Consider the following 16,990-nt stretch of genomic DNA (forward strand, 5'->3'; position numbering starts at 1 on the left):
GCTCGCGCCCGAGGGTGGCGTCGGTGCCCCGTGCGACGATGACGCCATGACCACCCTCTCCGACTTCTCCGCCACGACGCTGCAGGGCGAGGACCGCCCGCTGGCCGCCTACGCCGGCGACGTCGTGCTCGTCGTCAACACGGCCAGCAAGTGTGGCTTCACCCCCCAGTACGAGGGCCTCGAGGCGCTCTACTCCGAGCTCAAGGACGAGGGGTTCGTCGTCCTGGGCTTCCCCTGCAACCAGTTCGGCGCCCAGGAGCCCGGCGCCGAGGACGAGATCGAGGAGTTCTGCCAGGTCAACTACGGCGTCACCTTCCCGATGTTCGCCAAGGTCGACGTCAACGGCGACGACGAGCACCCCCTCTACGCCTGGCTCAAGTCCGAGAAGAAGGGCCTGCTCGGCGGCCGCATCAAGTGGAACTTCACCAAGTTCCTCGTCGGTCGCGACGGCACCGTCATCGAGCGGTACGCGCCCAACACCGAGCCGGCCGACCTCGCCGACGACGTGCGCGCCGCCCTGGCCGCCCCCCACCCGGCCCCGCAGGACACCGCCGGCGCATGACCCTGTTCGCGCTCGTCGCCCTGCTGGTCATCGGGGCGTTCCTCGTCGTCGTCTGGCACCGGCTCGCCATCGCCCCGCAGTGGGGGCGCCGCTGGCCGGCGGTGGTCGTCGCGCTCGTCCTGGCCGCGCTGGCCGCCGCCGTCCCCGCCGGGTTCGACGTGTGGGGCGGGCGCTGGACGCCGGCCCAGATGCGCCCCATCGTCTGGACCGGGCAGGCCTTCCTCGCGACCTGCCTGTACCTGTTCCTCGGGCTCGTCGCGGTGTGGCTGGTGGCCGTGGGCATCTGGCTGGTCCGCTGGCGCCACGACCACGGGCGCCTCGCCCGCCGCCGGCTCAACCGGGTGGCCTCGCCGCTCGTGGCCCTGGTCGCCGTCGGCCTCACCGCGTACGGCGCGGTGGCCGCCGCGCATCCCACCGCCACCGCGTACGAGCTGTCCTCGCCGCAGCTGCCGCAGCAGTTCGACGGCACCCGCGTCGCCCTCATCACCGACCTGCACGCCGGCGCGGTGCGCAGCGCCGACTTCACCCGGCGCGTGGTCGACCTCGTCAACGCGCAGCGCCCCGACCTCGTCGTCATCGCGGGCGACCTCGTCGACGGCACCGCCGAGCGGTACGGCCCCGAGATCGCCCCGCTCGCCGACCTGCGAGCGCCGCTCGGGGTCTACGCCACGACCGGCAACCACGAGATGTACCGCGACACCGCCAACTGGGTGCGCGCGTTCGAGGCCACCGGCATCACCGTGCTGAAGAACCAGTCGGTGCCACTGACCCGCGACGGCGCCACCATCACGCTCGCGGGGGTGCACGACTGGTCCGGCCAGGGGGCGTTCCTCCCCGACTACGACGCGGCCCTCGCGGGGGTCGACCCGGGCGGGTTCACCCTGCTGTCGGCGCACCAGCCCCGGCAGGCGTTCGCAGTCGGAGGTCGTGGGGTCGACCTCCAGCTGTCGGGGCACACCCACGGCGGGCAGCTCTGGCCCATCCGCTACCTCGTCCCGCTGCAGCAGCCGATGGTCGACGGGAAGGCCGTTGTCGGGGACACCCCGGTCATCACCTCGCGCGGTGCCGGTGCCTGGGGGCCTGCCGTCCGCGTGGGCGCCGACCCGGAGGTCCCGATCATCACGCTACGGCGCTCGTGAGCGACCCCGGGGTCGTCGTGGGGCCCGACGGTCTCGCGCGCCCGGCGTGGGCCGCCACCGACCCGCTGCTGCGGGAGTACTACGACACCGAGTGGGGGATGCCGGTGCGCGACGAGCGCGGGCTGTTCGAGCGGCTCTCGCTCGAGGCGTTCCAGTCGGGGCTGTCGTGGGCGACGATCCTGCGCAAGCGGGCGGCGTTCCGGGCGGCGTTCGACGGCTTCGACCCCGAGGCGGTCGCGGCGTACGGCGAGGCCGACGTGGCGCGGCTGATGGCGGATGCCGGGATCGTGCGCAACCGCGCCAAGGTCGCCGCGACCATCGGCAACGCCCGGGCCACCCTCGCCCTGCGCGACGACCCCGACGGCGACCTGGCGCGCCTGGTCTGGTCGTTCCGCCCGGCCGAGACCCCGCACCCCGTCACGTACGCCGACGTCCCCACCACCTCGCCCGAGTCCCTCGCGCTCAGCAAGGCCCTCAAGCGGAAGGGGTTCTCGTTCGTCGGGCCCACCACGATGTTCGCGCTGATGGAGGCCGTCGGCATCGTCGACACCCACCTGCTGGCCAGCCACCGGCGCGGCACCAGCGGCATCTGGCCCGCCTGAGCCGACGCGCGCCTGCCCCGCCCAGGCCGCCGAATCCCGCTCAGATTGCCGAACCCCGCTCAGATTGCCGACCCACCCTCGGATCGGCGAGCCGCCCCCCTATAGGGCCGGTGCCGGCCGATACCGCCGGTGCGAAGCGGGGTGGCACGACGCCAGAACGCAGAAGAGACCGGACGAGAAGCGTGTCCGGTCTCTTCTGGCGTTGTGGAGCTGAGGGGATTCGAACCCCTGACCCCCTCCATGCCATGGAGGTGCGCTACCAACTGCGCTACAGCCCCGAGTGGGTGTCCCCCGAAGGGGCGACGGCGAGTCTACCCACGCCTCACCGCTGGCCCAAATCGCCCTCAGGGAGCGAAGGTCCCCTCGGCTGAACCGCCGCCCACCGACACGTTCCAGGTGCGCAGCCGCCAGCCCTGGCGACCCTCCGCGAGCTCGGCCCAGTGGCAGTTGCCGAGCGCTCCCAGCACCCGCCACGACACCAGCATGTCGAGACCCAGCAGCCACGACACGCCGGCCCGGCCGGCCGCCCCGTGGGTGGAGACGACGACGCACTCCCCCGGCCCGGTCGCCGCGAGGACGTCGCGCAGCGCCTCGCCCATCCGCTCCCGGACGTCGGCGAGCGACTCCCCGCCCCCGGGACGGGTGACGTCCTCACCGCGGCGCAGGGCCCCGTGCTCGTCGGGCCAGCGCCGCACGATCTCGTCGTTGGTCAGCCCCTGCCAGGCCCCGGCGTGGATCTCGCGCAGGCGCGGGTCCTCGACCAGCGGCACGCCGGCGGCCCGTGCCACCGCGGCCCCGGTGAGCCGGGCCCGCTGCAGGTCGGAGGTCACGACCCGCACCGGGGCGAGCGCGGCCAGCGCGGGGCCGGCCGCGGCGGCCTGCTCCTCACCGAGCGGCGAGAGCGGGCTGTCGAGCTGGCCCTGCCAGACCCCGGCGGCGTTCGAGGTGGTCTGGCCGTGGCGGAGCACCACGAGCCGGCGTCCCGGCCCGTCGGTGAGCGGCGGAGGGGGCCCGCTCACCGACCGCCCTGCTCGGTGCCGACGGCGCCGAGCTCGACGGCCGGGCAGTCCTTCCAGAGGCGCTCGAGCTCGTAGAAGTCACGCTCGTCGTCGTGCTGGACGTGCACCACGATGTCGTTGAAGTCGATGAGCACCCAGCGGCCCTCGCGCTGCCCCTCGCGGCGCACCGGCTTCGAGCCCATCTCGCGCAGGCGGTCCTCGACCTCGTCGACGATCGAGCCGACCTGCCGCTCGGACTCGGCCGAGACGATGACGAAGACGTCGGTCAGCGCCAGCTGGTCGGACACGTCGATGCCGGTGATGGTGGTCGCCAGCTTGTCGGCGGCGGCCGCCGCGGCGGTGCGGGCGAGCTCGAGCGAACGGTCGGATGCGGTCACGGTGCTCCTCGGTAGAGGCGGTGCTTGGAGATGTACTGGACGACGCCGTCGGGCACGAGGTACCAGACCGGCTGGCCGGCCCGCACGCGGTCACGGCAGTCAGTGGAGGAGATCGCCATGGCGGGGACCTCCTGGAGGATGACGCGGTCGGCGGGCAGCCCCAGCTCGGAGAGCGCGTAGCCCGGCCGGGTGACCCCGACGAACTGCGCCAGCTCGAACAGCTCGTCGGCGTCCTTCCACGACAGGATCTGGGCCAGCGCATCGGCGCCGGTGATGAAGAACAGGTCGGCGTCCGGGCGCTGGGCCGTGAGGTCACGCAGGGTGTCGACGGTGTAGGTGAGGCCCTCGCGGTCGACGTCGACGCGCGAGACGGTGAAGCGCGGGTTCGACGCCGTGGCCACGACCGTCATCAGGTACCGGTGCTCGGCCGGCGAGACCTCACCGGTCTCCTTCTGCCACGGCCGCCCGGTGGGGACGAAGACGACCTCGTCGAGCCCGAGCAGGGCCTGGACCTCGGAGGCCGCGACGAGGTGCCCGTGGTGGATGGGGTCGAACGTGCCACCCATCACCCCGAGCCGCAGCCGGGACCCGCTCAGTGGTGGCCCGGGCTCTCGGGCCAGTGGGGCTCGTCGTGGCCGACGGGCGCACCCTGGCCGTCCGGCGCGCCGTGGCGACCCGCGGCACCGTGGCCGTGCGACCCGGGCGGGGCGTACTTGTTGTGGGTCCCCCGGAAGGACCAGGTGAGGCCGAGGAGGAAGGCGAACGCCAGGAGCGCGATGACGGCGATGAGCCACGGCGGGATCGGGAGCTCACGAGGGGTGGACCCCTCGGCGGCGATGAGGGCGGCGAACGTCGACATGGGGCCCAGCGTACCGTCCCGGTTGTCCACGGATTTCGTCCACAGGCCTGTGTACGACCGGGGCGCCGAGCACCCGAGCCTGTGGACGGGCGGTGGACCGTCGACCACGCCTCGGAGAGTTCCGCGGAACCGCTTGCACTCCCTCCCGGGGGGCACTAGAACAGACCCCACGCCCGCTGCGCGGGGCAGGCCCGGACGGCGAGAACCACCGGTCCGGTCCCGACCAGCAGGTGGGTCGTTCGGATAACGGCACATCGTCCTCCCCGGGAGACCGGAGGGGCCGTACACGTCCTCGGGGGTGTACGCCGCGCGCGACGGCGCGGGTGCTGCGGCCGACGGCCCGGAGTCGAAGTCCGTCCTCTGGGCGGCGCCACCGTCGCGTGGCAGACCTTGTGCGGCTCGCCGCACGGACCGACCGGCTCGGTACCGCCGGTGGCCGCGCCGCCGGTGAGGGCCCCCGATCTCATACTCGGGGGCCCTCCGCCGTACCCACAGGTGGGTCACATGCGATCACGGCGCCGCCACAGCCCCCGCCCGTACGCTGGTCGACATGTCCGAGGTCGAGCTCACGGTCGTCGTGCCGATGTACAACGAGCAGGAGGTCATCCCCCTGTTCGTCGAACGGCTGCGCCCGCTGGCCCAGGGCTGGGGGGTCACCTACGAGATCCTCTGCGTCGACGACGGCTCCAGCGACGCCACCCCCGTGCTCCTCCAGCGCCTGCGCCGCGAGTGGGACGCCGTGCGCGTGGTGCGGCTGCGCACGAACGCCGGCCACCAGGCCGCCATCTCGGCGGGGCTGCAGCGGGCCCGCGGGCGCTACGTCGTCACCATCGACGCCGACCTGCAGGACCCGCCCGAGGTCATCGGCGAGATGCTGCGCACGGCTCGTGAGGAGCACGCCGACGTCGTCTACGGCGTGCGCTCGGACCGCTCGAGCGACACCACCTTCAAGCGCGTGACGGCGCGGGCCTTCTACCGCTCGATCCGCGCCCTCTCCGACGTCGACGCCCGGGTCGACGCCGGTGACTTCCGCCTGATGTCGCGGGCCACCGTCGACGCCGTCAACGCCCTGCCCGAGCACAACCGGGTGCTGCGCCTCGTCGTGCCCGCGCTCGGCTTCCCCAGCGCCTCGGTCGAGTACCGGCGCGCCCCGCGGGCCGCGGGCGAGTCCAAGTACCCGCTCGCCACGATGATCCGGCTCTCCGTCGACGGCGTCACCGGGTTCTCGACGGCGCCGCTGCGCTTCGCGACCTGGCTGGGGCTGCTCGGTGGCCTGGCCGCGGTGGTCGTGCTCGTCTTCGCGCTGGTGTCGATGCTGATGGGCAACACCCTCCCCGGCTGGACCTCGACGGTCGTCATCGTCGCGGCCGTCGGGGCCGTGCAGCTGCTGGCGCTCGGCATCCTCGGTGAGTACGTGGGCCGCACCTACACCGCGCTCCAGGCCCGCCCCGCGTACTTCGTGGCCCACGACAGCCTGGATGCCGCCGCCGACGCGCCGCCGTCAGCGGGCCGGCCGGGGGTGGGGTCTCAGACCCGCACCTGACCGTCGCCCTCGACGACCCACTTGGTGCTGGTCAGCTCGGGCAGGGCCATCGGGCCGCGGGCGTGCAGCTTCTGGGTCGAGATGCCGATCTCGGCGCCGAACCCGAACTCGCCGCCGTCGGTGAAGCGGGTGCTGGCGTTGACCATCACCGCGGCGGCGTCGACCTCGGCGGTGAAGCGGCGCGCGGCGGCCCGGTCGTCGGTGACGATGGCCTCGGTGTGCCCGGAGCCGTAGCGCCGGATGTGCTCGAGCGCGGCGTCGAGGTCGTCGACGACGCCCACCGACATCTCGAGGCCGTGGAACTCGGTGGCGAAGTGCTCGGCGGTGGCGGTGTCGTGGGGCACACCGGCGAGCTCGGCGGCCGCGCCGGCTCCGGCGTCGGTGTGCAGGACCACGCCCTCGGCCGAGAGGGCGGCCAGCACCTTGGGCAGGAACGCGTCGGCGACGGCGCGGTGCACCAGCAGCGACTCGGCCGCGTTGCAGACGCTCGGCCGGTGGGTCTTGGAGTTGACCGCGATGGCGAGCGCGGTCTCGAGGTCGGCGCGGGCGTCGACGTAGACGTGACAGTTGCCGATGCCGGTCTCGATGACGGGCACGGTCGAGCCGGTGACGACGGCCTGGATGAGCTCGGTGCCGCCGCGCGGGATGAGGAGGTCGACCAGGCCGCGGGCGGTCATCAGGGCGCGCACGACGCCGTGGCCGCCGTCGAGCAGCGAGACGGCGTCGGGGGGCAGGCCCTGGGCCTCCAGCGCCGCGCGCAGGACGCTGACCAGGGCCCGGTTGGTGTCGGCGGCGGCGCTGCCCCCACGCAGGATGACGGCGTTGCCGGACTTCAGGCCGAGACCGGCGGCGTCGACGGTGACGTTGGGGCGGGCCTCGTAGATCATCCCGACCACGCCCATCGGGACCCGCACCTGACGGATCTGGAGGCCGTTGGCCAGGGTCGAGCCGCGCACCACCTCGCCCACCGGGTCGGGCAGGCCGGCGATGTCGCGCAGGGCCTGGGCGACGGCGGCGACGCGGGGCGGGTCGAGGCGCAGGCGGTCCTGGAGGCTCTCGGTCATCCCCTGTGCGCGGCCGCGCTCGAGGTCGCGGGCGTTGGCGGTGACGATGTCGTCGGTGGCGGCGACGAGGGCGTCGGCCAGGGCGTGCAGGGCGGCGTCCTTCTCGGCCCGCGACAGCAGCGCGAGGCGGCGCGAGGCGGTACCGGCGGCCTCGGCCAGGACCCGGACCCGCTCGACGTCGGCGGGGTCGATGCCGTCGGTGCGCTCGGTCATGCGCCCAGGATAGGCGGGCCGGCGGCGGCCTGCCGAGGCGTTTCCCGGGGTGGGCAGTGGTCTGGCTCGGCGGTCCGGGGGCTCGGGCGCACCGGCTGCCCCGGCGGTGGAAGGATGGGACCCGTGACGACGATCCTGTCCATCCAGTCCTCCGTCGCGTACGGCCACGTCGGCAACTCCGCGGCGGTCTTCCCGCTCCAGCGGCTCGGCGTCGAGGTGTGGCCGGTGCACACGGTGCACTTCTCGAACCACACCGGCTACGGCGCCTGGCGCGGTCCGCTGATGCCGGCCGACGACGTCCGCGAGGTCGTCACCGGTATCGAGGAGCGTGACGCCCTGGCCGAGGTCGACGCGGTGCTCTCGGGCTACCAGGGCGGCGAGCAGATCGGTGAGGTCATCCTCGACGCGGTGGCGCGCACCAAGGCCGCCAACCCCAACGCCATCTACGCCTGCGACCCGGTGATGGGCAACGCCACCTCGGGCTGCTTCGTCCACCCCGCCATCCCGGTGCTGCTGCGCGAGCGGGTGGTCCCGCAGGCCGACCTCATCACGCCCAACCAGTTCGAGCTGGGGTTCCTCACCGAGACCGAGCCGGCCGACCTCGACTCCACCCTCGCCTCCGTCGAGGCCGCCCGCGCCCTGGGGCCCCGCACCGTCCTGGTCACGAGCGTGCTGCGCCCCGACCGCCCCGAAGGCACCATCGAGATGCTGGCCGTCCACGGCGACGGCGCCTGGATCGTGCAGACCCCGCAGCTGCCGATGAAGGCCAACGGCTCCGGTGACGTCACGGCCGCGCTGTTCACCGCGCACCTGCTGCAGACCGGTGACGCCGGTGTGGCCCTCGGCCGCACCGTCTCGAGCGTGTTCGACCTCCTGCAGCGCACCCTCGACTCCGGCCGGCGCGAGCTCCAGCTGGTGCAGAGCCAGGACGAGATCGCGAACCCGCGGATGCAGTTCGAGGTCGAGCGCATCCGCTGACACGGCACGGAACGACGGCACGCGCGTCCGACCGCGACCGTCAGCGGCCGGCGGCTCAGCCGCCCTCGACCAGCCGCCGCGGCGTGTGCCAGCACACCTCGCGCAGCCAGTCGTCGTCGAGCCGGGGCTCGCGCTCGCGCAGCCGGGCCAGCGCCTCGAGCTGGTGCGCGTACGGGTACGGGATGGTCGGGAAGTCCGAGCCCAGCAGCACCTTGGGCCCGAGGTCGGCCAGCCGGGGCAGCAGTGCGTCGGGGTAGGCGCCGGCCTCGTCGATGGCCGAGAAGAAGTCGGTGAACACCATCGTGGTGTCGAGGTGGGTGCGCTCGAACTCCTCGGCCAGCGTTAGGAACTCGCCGTACTCGGGGGCGCCCAGGTGCGCCACGACGACCGTCAGCCGGGGATGGCGCTCGAGCACGCGGCGCAGCGGCACCGGCCCGGTGAACGCGTTGCCGACCGGTCCGGAGCCGGCGTGCACCACGATGGGTGTCCCCGCGTCGGCCAGCGCCCCCCACACCGGATCGAGCAGCGGGTCGTCGAGGTGGAACTCCCCCACCTGCACGTGCACCTTCCAGATCTGCGCGCCGGCGGCGATGAGCTCGGGCACGTACGTCGCCGCCTCCGGCTCGGGGTACAGCGTCGCGCTCCAGAGCGCCTCGGGCACCTCGGCGGCGAACTCCGCCGCCCAGCCGTTGAGGAAGGCGGCCACCCCCGGCTTGTGCGCGTAGGGCAGGGTGCCGAACCGCCGCACCCCGAGCGCCCGCAGCTGCTCGACCCGCTCCTCGTACGACCCGCGGTACCGGATGGGCCAGGCGCGCCCGATCTTGGGCCCCGCGGCGTCGAACACACCCCACACGGCGCGCTGGATCGACGGCGGCAGGAAGTGCACGTGCACGTCGTAGAGGCCCGGCAGCCCCAGGCCCTGCCAGAAGGCCGGCACGTCGGCGTCGGCCCACCCCCCGCCAGCGGCGTCCGGCCCGAGCGCCGACCCCGGCGACGCGTCCCTACCCCCGCTCATCGGGGTCGCCTCAGAGCACCACGAGGTCGTCGCGGTGCACGACCTCGCGCTGGTAGGCGGGGCCCAGCTCGCGGGCCAGGTCGCGGGTCGTACGCCCCAGGAGCCGCGGCAGCTCACCCGAGGCGTAGGTCACGAGCCCGCGGGCGATCACGGTGCCGTCGGCCGCGCACAGGTCGACCGGGTCCCCGGCCGCGAACGATCCGGTGACGGCCGTGATACCGGCGGGCAGCAGCGAGGTGCGCCGCTGGGTGAGCGCGACGACCGCCCCGTCGTCGAGGACGAGGGTCCCGCGGGCCGTGGTGGCGTGGGCCAGCCAGCGCTTGCGCGAGGCCCGGGTGGCGGCCGCGGGGGCGAACACGGTGCCGACGTCGGCCCCGGCCAGCGCGTCCTCGACGTCCGGGAGCCGGGTCAGCAGGGTCGGGATGCCCGCGGCCCCCGCGATCCCGGCCGCCTCGACCTTGGTCACCATCCCGCCGCTGCCCACGGCCGAGCCGGTGCCCCCGATGGTCACGGCCTCGAGGTCCGCCGTGGTCGCCACGAACGGCACCCGGCGCGAGCCCGCCCGTGACGGCGGCCCGTCGTGGAGGGCGTCGACGTCGGTGAGCAGCACCAGGCCGTCGGCCCCGACCAGGTCGGCCACCAGGGCGGCGAGCCGGTCGTTGTCGCCGAAGCGGATCTCGTGGGTGGCCACGGTGTCGTTCTCGTTGACGATGGGCACCACCCCCAGCTCGAGCAGCCGCTCGAGGGTGCGCCGGGCGTTCGTGTAGTGCGCGCGGCGGGTGGTGTCGTCGGCGGTCAGCAGGACCTGGCCCACGGTGAGGCCGTGGCGCGAGAAGGCCGCCTGGTACGCCGCCACGAGCGCCCCCTGCCCCACGCTGGCGGCTGCCTGCTGGGTCGCGAGGTCCGTGGGCCGCCGCTCGAGCCCCAGCGGGCCGATGCCGGCCGCGATGGCTCCCGACGAGACCAGGACCACCTGGGCGCCGTCGGCGCGCCGCGCGGCCAGGACGTCGACCAGCGCCGTGAGCGCCCCGAGGTCGAGGTGCCCGCCCTGCCCGCTCGTCAGCGACGACGAGCCGACCTTGACCACCAGGCGGCGGGCCCGCCCCACGGCGGCGCGCAGGTCGGCGGCGGTGTCGGCCACGGGCCTCAGCCCTCGTCGCCCGCGCCGGCCGGCTCGGTGGCCTCGCCCGGCTCGCGCACGTCGGCCCAGCGCCCGGCCCGGCGCTCCGCGGCCAGCTCGTCGCGGGCCACCGTCTGCGCGTCCTTGCGGGCGTGGAACTCGTCGCGCTTCTCGGCCCGGCTCTTGCGGCCGGAGTCCTCGAGGCGCATGTCGGTGCCGCGCGGGCCGCCGAGCAGCTCGGCGCCGGCCGACATCGTGGGCTCCCAGTCGAAGACGACCGCGTTGTCCTCGGGCCCGATGAGCACGGTCGAGCCGGCCACCGCCCCGGCCTTGAGCAGCGCGTCCTCGACGCCGAGGCGACCCAGGCGGTCGGCGAGGTAGCCGACGGCCTCGTCGTTGCTGAAGTCGGTCTGGCGGATCCAGCGCGTGGGCCGCTCGCCGAGGACGCGGAAGACCTCTCCCTCGGGGGTCGACTCACGACGCACGTGGAAGCCGCTGTCGTCGACGGCCCGCGGACGGACGACGACGCGGGGCCGCTCGATGACGCGGGACTCGATCTCGGCGCGGGCCTGCGTGACGTGCCGCGCCAGCGCGAAGGTGAGCTCCTTGAGGCCGGTGTGCGCGACCGCCGAGACGATGTGCACCTCGAGCCCGCGCTCCTCGAGCATGGGGCGCACCATCTCGGCCAGGTCGCGGGCCTCGGGCACGTCGGCCTTGTTGAGCACGACGATGCGGGTGCGCAGGGAGAGCGGCTCCCCGCCGAGGCTGTCGTCGGTGACGTACGCGGCCAGCTCGGCCTCGATGACGTCGAGGTCGGTGAGCGGGTCGCGCCCCGGCTCGAGGGTGGCGCAGTCGACGACGTGCGCCAGCACCGAGCAGCGCTCGACGTGGCGCAGGAACTCCAGGCCGAGGCCCTTGCCCTCGCTGGCGCCGGGGATGAGCCCGGGGACGTCGGCGATGGTGAACCGGCCGCTGCCGGCGGTGACGACGCCGAGGTTGGGGACCAGCGTCGTGAACGGGTAGTCGGCGATCTTCGGCTTGGCCGCCGACAGCACCGACACCAGCGAGGACTTGCCGGCCGACGGGAAGCCGATGAGCGCGACGTCGGCGAGCGACTTCAGCTCGAGGACGACGTCGAGGGCCTCCCCCGGCTCACCCAGCAGCGCGAACCCCGGCGCCTTGCGTCGCGGGCTGGCCAGCGCCTTGTTGCCGAGGCCGCCGCGCCCGCCCTGGGCCAGCGTGAAGCGGGTGTCGTGCCCCACCAGGTCGGCCAGCACCTCGCCGGCGGCGTCCTTGACGACGGTCCCTTCGGGGACCGAGAGCACCAGGTCGGCGCCGTCGGCGCCGTTGCGCTCGTCGCCGGCGCCGGGGCGGCCGTTCTCGGCCCGGCGGTGCGGCGTGTGGTGGTAGTCGAGCAGCGTCGTGGCCTGCGGGTCGACGGCCAGGACGACCGAGCCGCCCCGCCCGCCGTTGCCCCCGTCGGGGCCGCCGAGCGGCTTGAACTTCTCGCGCTTGACCGACGCGACCCCGTGCCCGCCGTTGCCGGCGGAGACGTGGAGGACGACGCGGTCGACGAAGGTCGCCATCGGTACTGCTCCTGACTGCTGGGGATGCGTGAGGGGCGGGCCGAATCGCGGCCCGCCCCTCACGACGTGGTGCGTGGTGCCGGGCGAGGCCCGGCGTCGCGTCAGCGCGCGGCGGTCTCCACCGGCGTGATGTTGACGGTCTTGCGACCGCGCTTGGCGCCGAAGGTCACCGCACCCGCGACGAGCGCGAACAGGGTGTCGTCGCCGCCGCGGCCGACGCCGTCGCCGGGGTGGAAGTGCGTGCCGCGCTGGCGGACGATGATCTCGCCGGCCTTGACAACCTGGCCGCCGTAGCGCTTGACGCCGAGGTACTGGGCGTTGCTGTCACGACCGTTGCGAGTCGAGGACGCACCCTTCTTGTGTGCCATGTCTGTTCAGTCCTGTCCGTGAGGTCCGAGCGCGGGGCTCAGGCGTCGATCGCCGTGATCTTGACCTGGGTGAGCGGCTGGCGGTGGCCCTGCCGCTTGCGGTACCCGGTCTTGTTCTTGTACTTCAGGATCGTGATCTTCGGCCCCTTGGCGGCCTTGACCACCTCGGCCGTGACCTTGACCTTCGCGAGCTTGGAGGCATCGCTCGTGACCGTCCCGCCGTCGACGACGAGCAGCGGCTGCAGCTGGATCTCGTCACCGGCGACACCGGAGGTCTTGTCGATGAGCAGGACGTCGCCGACGGAGACCTTCTCCTGGCGACCACCCGCGCGCACAATCGCGTACACGTTCGATCTCACTTCCTGTTCGGGCGCGCTCTCTAGGACCGGCCGGTCGCTACCCCGTGGACGACACGGGACACCGACGCGGTGGGCGCACCGACCTCCAAGAGTACCGGCGGGCGGGGCGGCGCCCAAATCTCGGGGGCGCCGCCCGCCCGGGGTCAGCTCTGCGGGGTGCTGAGGGTGTCGTCGGGCGCGCCCGACGACTCGACGGGCGGGGGCGGGCCGGCGGGTGCGACGACCCGGCCACGCTTGCGGCGGGGGCGCCCCGTGGTGATCGGTGCGGCCTCCTGGACGGGGGCCGGCTCGGGAGCAGGCGCAGAGGCCTGCTCGGGGGCCGGCGCCGACACGGGGGCCTCGACGTGCGCCTCGACCGCGGCCTCGACGTCGGCGGCGACGTCGGCCGCCAGCTGCTCGGCGGCCTCGGAGACCTCGCCGTGCTCACCGTGCTCGGCGTGCTTGAGCGCGGCCGCGTGGGCGGCGGCGGCGATCTGCGCAGCGGTGGGCCCGTTCTGCTTGCGGTCCTCGGCGGCGGCACCGTGGTGTCCACCGCCGGAGCCGCTGCCCTGGCCGCCGTTGCCCTGACCACCGCCGCTGCCCCCGGAGCCGGCGTTGCCGCCTCGACCACCGGAGCCACCCCGCGCACCGCGACCCGCGCGCGAGGAACCCTGGCTCTCGGCCGAGCCGTTGCCGCGCTCGATGGGCTCGGTGTGCACGACGATGCCGCGCCCCGCGCAGTGCTCGCAGGTCTCGGAGAAGACCTCGATCAGGCCCGAACCCACCCGCTTGCGGGTCATCTGGACCAGGCCCAGCGAGGTGACCTCGGCGACCTGGTGCTTGGTGCGGTCGCGCCCGAGGCACTCGAGCAGCCGCCGCACGACCAGGTCGCGGTTGGCCTCCAGCACCATGTCGATGAAGTCGATGACGATGATGCCGCCGATGTCGCGCAGCCGCAGCTGGCGGACGATCTCCTCGGCGGCCTCGAGGTTGTTCTTGGTCACCGTCTCCTCGAGGTTGCCCCCGGAGCCGACGAACTTGCCGGTGTTGACGTCGACGACCGTCATCGCCTCGGTGCGGTCGATGACCAGCGAGCCGCCCGAGGGCAGCCACACCTTGCGGTCCATCGCCTTGGCGATCTGCTCGTCGATGCGGTGGGCCGCGAACACGTCGTCGTCCGAGGTCCAGCGGCTGACCCGCTGCGCCAGGTCGGGCGCGACGTCCTCGACGTACTCGCTGACCTCGCCCCAGGCCTTCTCGCCCGAGACCACCAGGGAGGCGAAGTCCTCGGTGAACACGTCGCGGATGACGCGGATGGTCAGGTCGGGCTCTCCGTGCAGCAGCGCCGGGGCGCCCCCACCGCCGGACTTCTTGGCCCGGGCCGCCTCGGCCTTGCTCTGGATGCGCTCCCACTGCTTGGTGAGGCGCTCGACGTCGGCGGTCAGCTCGGCCTCCGAGGCGCCCTCGGCGGCCGTCCGCACGATGACGCCGGCGCCGTCGGGCACGACCTCCTTGAGGATGGCCTTGAGCCGGGCGCGCTCGGTGTCGGGCAGCTTGCGCGAGATGCCGGTCATCGAGCCCTCGGGCACGAAGACCACGTAGCGACCGGGCAGGCTGATCTGCGAGGTCAGGCGGGCACCCTTGTGGCCGATGGGGTCCTTGGTGACCTGCACCAGCACGGTGTCGCCGGAGGACAGCGCGTTCTCGATGCGCTTGGCCTGGCCACCCTCGAGACCGGCGGCGTCCCAGTTGACCTCCCCGGCGTACAGGACGGCGTTGCGGCCCTTGCCGATGTCGACGAACGCGGCCTCCATCGAGGGCAGCACGTTCTGGACCCGGCCGAGGTAGACGTTGCCGGCCATCGAGGCCGTGGTCTCGCGCGAGACGTAGTGCTCGACCAGCACGCCGTCCTCGAGGACCCCGATCTGGGTGCGGCCGTCGCGGCCGCGCACGATCATCGAGCGCTCGACGCTCTCGCGGCGGGCCAGGAACTCGGCCTCGGTGATGATGGTGCGGCGCCGGCCGGCCTCGCGGCCCTCGCGGCGGCGCTGCTTCTTGGCCTCGAGACGCGTGGAGCCCTTGACCGCGGTCGGCTCGTCGCGCTCGCTGCGCGGCTCGCGGACCCGGGTGACGGTGCCGGGCGGGTCGTCGCCGTCGCCCCCGGAGGATCCGCGGCGACGCCGACGGCGCCGGCGGCTGGAGGTGGACTCGTCGTCGCCGTCGTCGGCGGCGTCGTCCTGTCCCTTGGGGCCCGAGCCGCCCCGGCCACGGCCCTCGGCGGGTGCCTCGTCGGAGCGGGCCTCGCCGTCGTCCTGGCCCTCGCCCTTGCCGCGGCCACGGCGGCCACGGCCACCCCGGCGGCGGCGCCGCGAGCCGGGGTCGTCCGCGCCCTCGGCGTCACCGGAGTCGTCGCGCTCGTCGCGTGCCGTGGCCTCGACGTCGGTGTCGTCGGCGGCGGGGGCGGCGGCCGCGGCAGGGCCGTCGACCGCGGCCTCGCGGGCCGCGGGCGCCTCGGCGGGCTTGTCGGTGGGCGCCTGCACCGGGGCGGTGGCGCGCCGGCGGCGCGGCACCACGGTGGTCTCGGGCGCCTGGAAGAGCAGTCCGAAGCCGACGGCCGGCGGGGTCGCGGCCGGCTCGGCAGCCTCCTCGTCCTCGTCCTCGGCCACGGGCTCGGGCTCGACCACGGGGTCGGCGAGCGCCTCGGCGGCGGGCTCGGCCACGGCGGCCTTGGCCCGGCGGCTGCCCCGCTTGCGGGGCGTGGTGGGAGCGTCGGCCTCGGCGGCGGGCGTGTCGGTGGACGGCGCGTCGGTGGACGGCGCGTCGGCGAGCACCGGGGCGTCGGCACCGTCGGGAGCCTCGACGGGCAGCGTGTCGGCCGCCTTGCCCTTGGCCTTGCCGGGGGCCTTCTTGGCGGCCTTGCGGGCGGTCTTCTTCGCGGGCTTCTCGGCGGCCGCCTCGGTCGCGGCCTCGACCGGGGCGTCGGCACCCGGAGCGTCGGTGGGGGCCGGCGCGGGCGCGGAGGCCTTGGTGGTGGCCCGCTTGCGTGCCGCCCGCTTGCGCGGGGCGGGGCCGGCGTCACCGTCGGTGGCGGGGGCGGCGTCCACCGGGAGCGCGCCGGAGGCGGGTGCTTCGGGGGTCGTCGTGTCGTGGTCGGATGCCATGTGCGGGCCTTTCGTCGCCCGTGGCCGACGCCCACACCGGGTCCGCCGGGGCGGATCCACGCCGACCGCGGTGTGCGATCGCATCGTGTGGAGGAACCCACACGGAAGTCTGCTGCTTGCCCCGGGTCGGTTCGCGCGGGCGGCGCGTCACCTACCGGGACCGGCGGCCTCCCTGTCGGTGGCCAGTGGATCGGCCACCCCGTCGTCCGCTTCGAGCAGCGGGCCCTGTGCGAGCCGGGTCACCAACGGTGGGACCGGCGCCGCGAACCCGGTGACTGCCCGGAGAGCGGTCAGGATGTCGTCGGGGCGTACGGACGGTGTGGTGTGCCGTACGACCATCCGCAGTATCGCACACCCGGCCTCGTCGACCCCGCTCACCTGCATCCTCAGCACCGCCTCGCGCGTGTCGAACGTGCGCGGGCCGTTCTTGAAGGTGCGTGTCGTCTCGGCGCGATCGGTGGCCAGGTAGGCGGCCACGGCGGCCCGGACCTCGTCGGGGTCGGCGCCCCGCACGACCAGGTGCCAGTCGCTGGCCTCGAGCCGGTCGGCGAGCGCCCCCGGGCCGGCCTCGACCACGTCGACGATGTCGAGACCCTCCGGCAGGGCCTCGTCGAGCGCCTCGCGCACGGCGGCGGGGTCGACCCGCTCGGTGACCCGCACCTCGAAGTACTCGGCCTCGCTGGCGGTACCGGTGGGGGCCGCGTTGGCGTAGGAGATCAGCGGGTGCGGGTGGAAGCCGGCCGAGAAGGCCATCGGCACGCCGGCGCGGCGCAGGGCCCGCTCGAGCGCCCGGGAGAAGTCCCGCGTCGAGGAGAACCGCAGCCGCCCACGCTTGGCGTAGCGGATGCGCAGCTTCTGCACGGCCGGGGGCGGTGGGGGTCCCTCGGGGGTGCGCTGGGGGGCCATCCGGCCAGCGTAGGAGCGGCCCCCGCCCCGAGGCGAATCGGGCACCGGATGCACGGATCGAGGCGTGCTTCCCGGCGATCGGCACGGATCCGTGGTTCCTCCGCCGCATCCGCCACGGATCACGGGGCGACCCGACTTCC

17 protein-coding genes and 1 tRNA gene are annotated in these 16,990 nt (G+C 74.4%); 5 read left to right on the top strand and 13 right to left on the bottom strand.

What is annotated here, in order from left to right; all coding sequences use genetic code 11:
* The first annotated feature begins 46 nt into the window (after window positions 1-46).
* The 3 genes from ATL31_RS02935 to ATL31_RS02945 are packed head-to-tail and all read left to right on the top strand — an operon-like array spanning window position 47 to window position 2,303.
* Window positions 47-562: a glutathione peroxidase gene (locus tag ATL31_RS02935; protein WP_101394458.1), complete on the top strand. Its 516-nt coding sequence runs from the start codon at window positions 47-49 to the stop codon at window positions 560-562.
* On the top strand, window positions 559-1,701 hold the full coding sequence (locus ATL31_RS02940) for a metallophosphoesterase (protein ID WP_101394459.1): 1,143 nt from the start codon (window positions 559-561) through the stop codon (window positions 1,699-1,701). The genes ATL31_RS02935 and ATL31_RS02940 overlap by 4 nt, the downstream gene beginning before the upstream one ends.
* On the top strand, window positions 1,698-2,303 hold the full coding sequence (locus ATL31_RS02945; RefSeq protein ID WP_101394460.1) for a DNA-3-methyladenine glycosylase I: 606 nt from the start codon (window positions 1,698-1,700) through the stop codon (window positions 2,301-2,303). Before ATL31_RS02940 ends, ATL31_RS02945 begins: the two co-directional genes overlap by 4 nt.
* A 205-nt stretch (window positions 2,304-2,508) precedes the next feature.
* Here ATL31_RS02945 and ATL31_RS02950 read toward each other — a convergent pair.
* The 5 genes from ATL31_RS02950 to ATL31_RS16490 form a co-directional block, all read right to left on the bottom strand.
* Window positions 2,509-2,581, bottom strand: a tRNA-Ala gene (locus ATL31_RS02950).
* Window positions 2,582-2,647: 66 nt separating this feature from the next.
* The gene (locus ATL31_RS02955; RefSeq protein ID WP_101394461.1) at window positions 2,648-3,322 is read right to left on the bottom strand and encodes a histidine phosphatase family protein; all 675 of its coding nucleotides are present in this window, start codon (window positions 3,320-3,322) and stop codon (window positions 2,648-2,650) included.
* Window positions 3,319-3,699 (bottom strand): ribosome silencing factor, encoded by a 381-nt coding sequence (gene rsfS / locus ATL31_RS02960; RefSeq protein ID WP_055814160.1) that lies wholly within the window; start codon window positions 3,697-3,699, stop codon window positions 3,319-3,321. The genes ATL31_RS02955 and rsfS overlap by 4 nt, the downstream gene beginning before the upstream one ends.
* The gene (gene nadD, locus ATL31_RS02965) at window positions 3,696-4,295 is read right to left on the bottom strand and encodes a nicotinate-nucleotide adenylyltransferase (protein WP_425440335.1); all 600 of its coding nucleotides are present in this window, start codon (window positions 4,293-4,295) and stop codon (window positions 3,696-3,698) included. The genes rsfS and nadD overlap by 4 nt, the downstream gene beginning before the upstream one ends.
* Window positions 4,292-4,558: a hypothetical protein gene (locus tag ATL31_RS16490; protein ID WP_170062479.1), complete on the bottom strand. Its 267-nt coding sequence runs from the start codon at window positions 4,556-4,558 to the stop codon at window positions 4,292-4,294. The genes nadD and ATL31_RS16490 overlap by 4 nt, the downstream gene beginning before the upstream one ends.
* 550 nt (window positions 4,559-5,108) lie before the next feature.
* Here ATL31_RS16490 and ATL31_RS02970 point away from each other — a divergent pair.
* Window positions 5,109-6,101 (top strand): glycosyltransferase family 2 protein, encoded by a 993-nt coding sequence (locus ATL31_RS02970; protein WP_101394462.1) that lies wholly within the window; start codon window positions 5,109-5,111, stop codon window positions 6,099-6,101.
* Here ATL31_RS02970 and ATL31_RS02975 read toward each other — a convergent pair.
* A complete protein-coding gene (locus ATL31_RS02975) occupies window positions 6,086-7,378 on the bottom strand; it encodes a glutamate-5-semialdehyde dehydrogenase (protein ID WP_101394463.1) in 1,293 nt (430 codons plus the stop codon). The genes ATL31_RS02970 and ATL31_RS02975 overlap by 16 nt on opposite strands.
* A gap of 114 nt (window positions 7,379-7,492) precedes the next feature.
* On the opposite strand from ATL31_RS02975, the gene pdxY reads away from it, so the two are divergent.
* Window positions 7,493-8,356 carry a pyridoxal kinase PdxY gene (gene pdxY, locus ATL31_RS02980; RefSeq protein ID WP_101394464.1) on the top strand — a complete coding sequence of 288 codons (864 nt, stop codon included), beginning with the start codon at window positions 7,493-7,495 and terminating at the stop codon, window positions 8,354-8,356.
* A gap of 55 nt (window positions 8,357-8,411) precedes the next feature.
* Here the strand turns inward: pdxY and ATL31_RS02985 are convergent, their stop codons facing one another.
* The 7 genes from ATL31_RS02985 to ATL31_RS03015 all read right to left on the bottom strand — a co-directional run bounded on the left by ATL31_RS02985 (window position 8,412) and on the right by ATL31_RS03015 (window position 16,850).
* Window positions 8,412-9,371 (bottom strand): amidohydrolase family protein, encoded by a 960-nt coding sequence (locus tag ATL31_RS02985; RefSeq protein WP_101394465.1) that lies wholly within the window; start codon window positions 9,369-9,371, stop codon window positions 8,412-8,414.
* Window positions 9,372-9,381: 10 nt separating this feature from the next.
* Window positions 9,382-10,521 (bottom strand): glutamate 5-kinase, encoded by a 1,140-nt coding sequence (gene proB / locus ATL31_RS02990; protein ID WP_101394466.1) that lies wholly within the window; start codon window positions 10,519-10,521, stop codon window positions 9,382-9,384.
* Window positions 10,518-12,077 carry a GTPase ObgE gene (gene obgE, locus ATL31_RS02995; protein WP_101394467.1) on the bottom strand — a complete coding sequence of 520 codons (1,560 nt, stop codon included), beginning with the start codon at window positions 12,075-12,077 and terminating at the stop codon, window positions 10,518-10,520. Before obgE ends, proB begins: the two co-directional genes overlap by 4 nt.
* Window positions 12,078-12,178: 101 nt before the next feature.
* Entirely contained in the window at window positions 12,179-12,445 is a 267-nt protein-coding gene (gene rpmA, locus ATL31_RS03000) for a 50S ribosomal protein L27 (protein WP_055814178.1), read from the bottom strand.
* 38 nt (window positions 12,446-12,483) lie between these two features.
* Window positions 12,484-12,792, bottom strand: coding sequence for a 50S ribosomal protein L21 (gene rplU, locus ATL31_RS03005; RefSeq protein WP_055814181.1), 309 nt, complete (start codon window positions 12,790-12,792; stop codon window positions 12,484-12,486).
* A 155-nt stretch (window positions 12,793-12,947) separates the two neighbouring features.
* Window positions 12,948-15,944, bottom strand: a complete 2,997-nt coding sequence (locus tag ATL31_RS03010) for an Rne/Rng family ribonuclease (protein ID WP_101394468.1) — start codon at window positions 15,942-15,944, stop codon at window positions 12,948-12,950.
* A 147-nt stretch (window positions 15,945-16,091) separates the two neighbouring features.
* Window positions 16,092-16,850 carry a TIGR03936 family radical SAM-associated protein gene (locus ATL31_RS03015; RefSeq protein ID WP_101394469.1) on the bottom strand — a complete coding sequence of 253 codons (759 nt, stop codon included), beginning with the start codon at window positions 16,848-16,850 and terminating at the stop codon, window positions 16,092-16,094.
* Window positions 16,851-16,990: the final 140 nt, after the last annotated feature.

The organism is Phycicoccus duodecadis (genome assembly GCF_002846495.1).
Lineage (GTDB): Bacteria > Actinomycetota > Actinomycetes > Actinomycetales > Dermatophilaceae > Phycicoccus > Phycicoccus duodecadis.

Excerpts from the sequence above, each read along its gene's own strand:
- ATL31_RS02935 (WP_101394458.1), top strand. The coding sequence starts at position 47 with ATGACCACCCTCTCCGACTTCTCCGCCACGACGCTGCAGGGCGAGGAC.
- ATL31_RS02940 (WP_101394459.1), top strand. The coding sequence starts at position 559 with ATGACCCTGTTCGCGCTCGTCGCCCTGCTGGTCATCGGGGCGTTCCTC.
- ATL31_RS16490 (WP_170062479.1), bottom strand. The coding sequence starts at position 4,558 with ATGTCGACGTTCGCCGCCCTCATCGCCGCCGAGGGGTCCACCCCTCGT.
- ATL31_RS02970 (WP_101394462.1), top strand. The coding sequence starts at position 5,109 with ATGTCCGAGGTCGAGCTCACGGTCGTCGTGCCGATGTACAACGAGCAG.
- ATL31_RS02975 (WP_101394463.1), bottom strand. The coding sequence starts at position 7,378 with ATGACCGAGCGCACCGACGGCATCGACCCCGCCGACGTCGAGCGGGTC.
- pdxY (WP_101394464.1), top strand. The coding sequence starts at position 7,493 with ATGGGACCCGTGACGACGATCCTGTCCATCCAGTCCTCCGTCGCGTAC.
- ATL31_RS02985 (WP_101394465.1), bottom strand. The coding sequence starts at position 9,371 with ATGAGCGGGGGTAGGGACGCGTCGCCGGGGTCGGCGCTCGGGCCGGAC.
- obgE (WP_101394467.1), bottom strand. The coding sequence starts at position 12,077 with ATGGCGACCTTCGTCGACCGCGTCGTCCTCCACGTCTCCGCCGGCAAC.
- rpmA (WP_055814178.1), bottom strand. The coding sequence starts at position 12,445 with ATGGCACACAAGAAGGGTGCGTCCTCGACTCGCAACGGTCGTGACAGC.
- ATL31_RS03010 (WP_101394468.1), bottom strand. The coding sequence starts at position 15,944 with ATGGCATCCGACCACGACACGACGACCCCCGAAGCACCCGCCTCCGGC.
- ATL31_RS03015 (WP_101394469.1), bottom strand. The coding sequence starts at position 16,850 with ATGGCCCCCCAGCGCACCCCCGAGGGACCCCCACCGCCCCCGGCCGTG.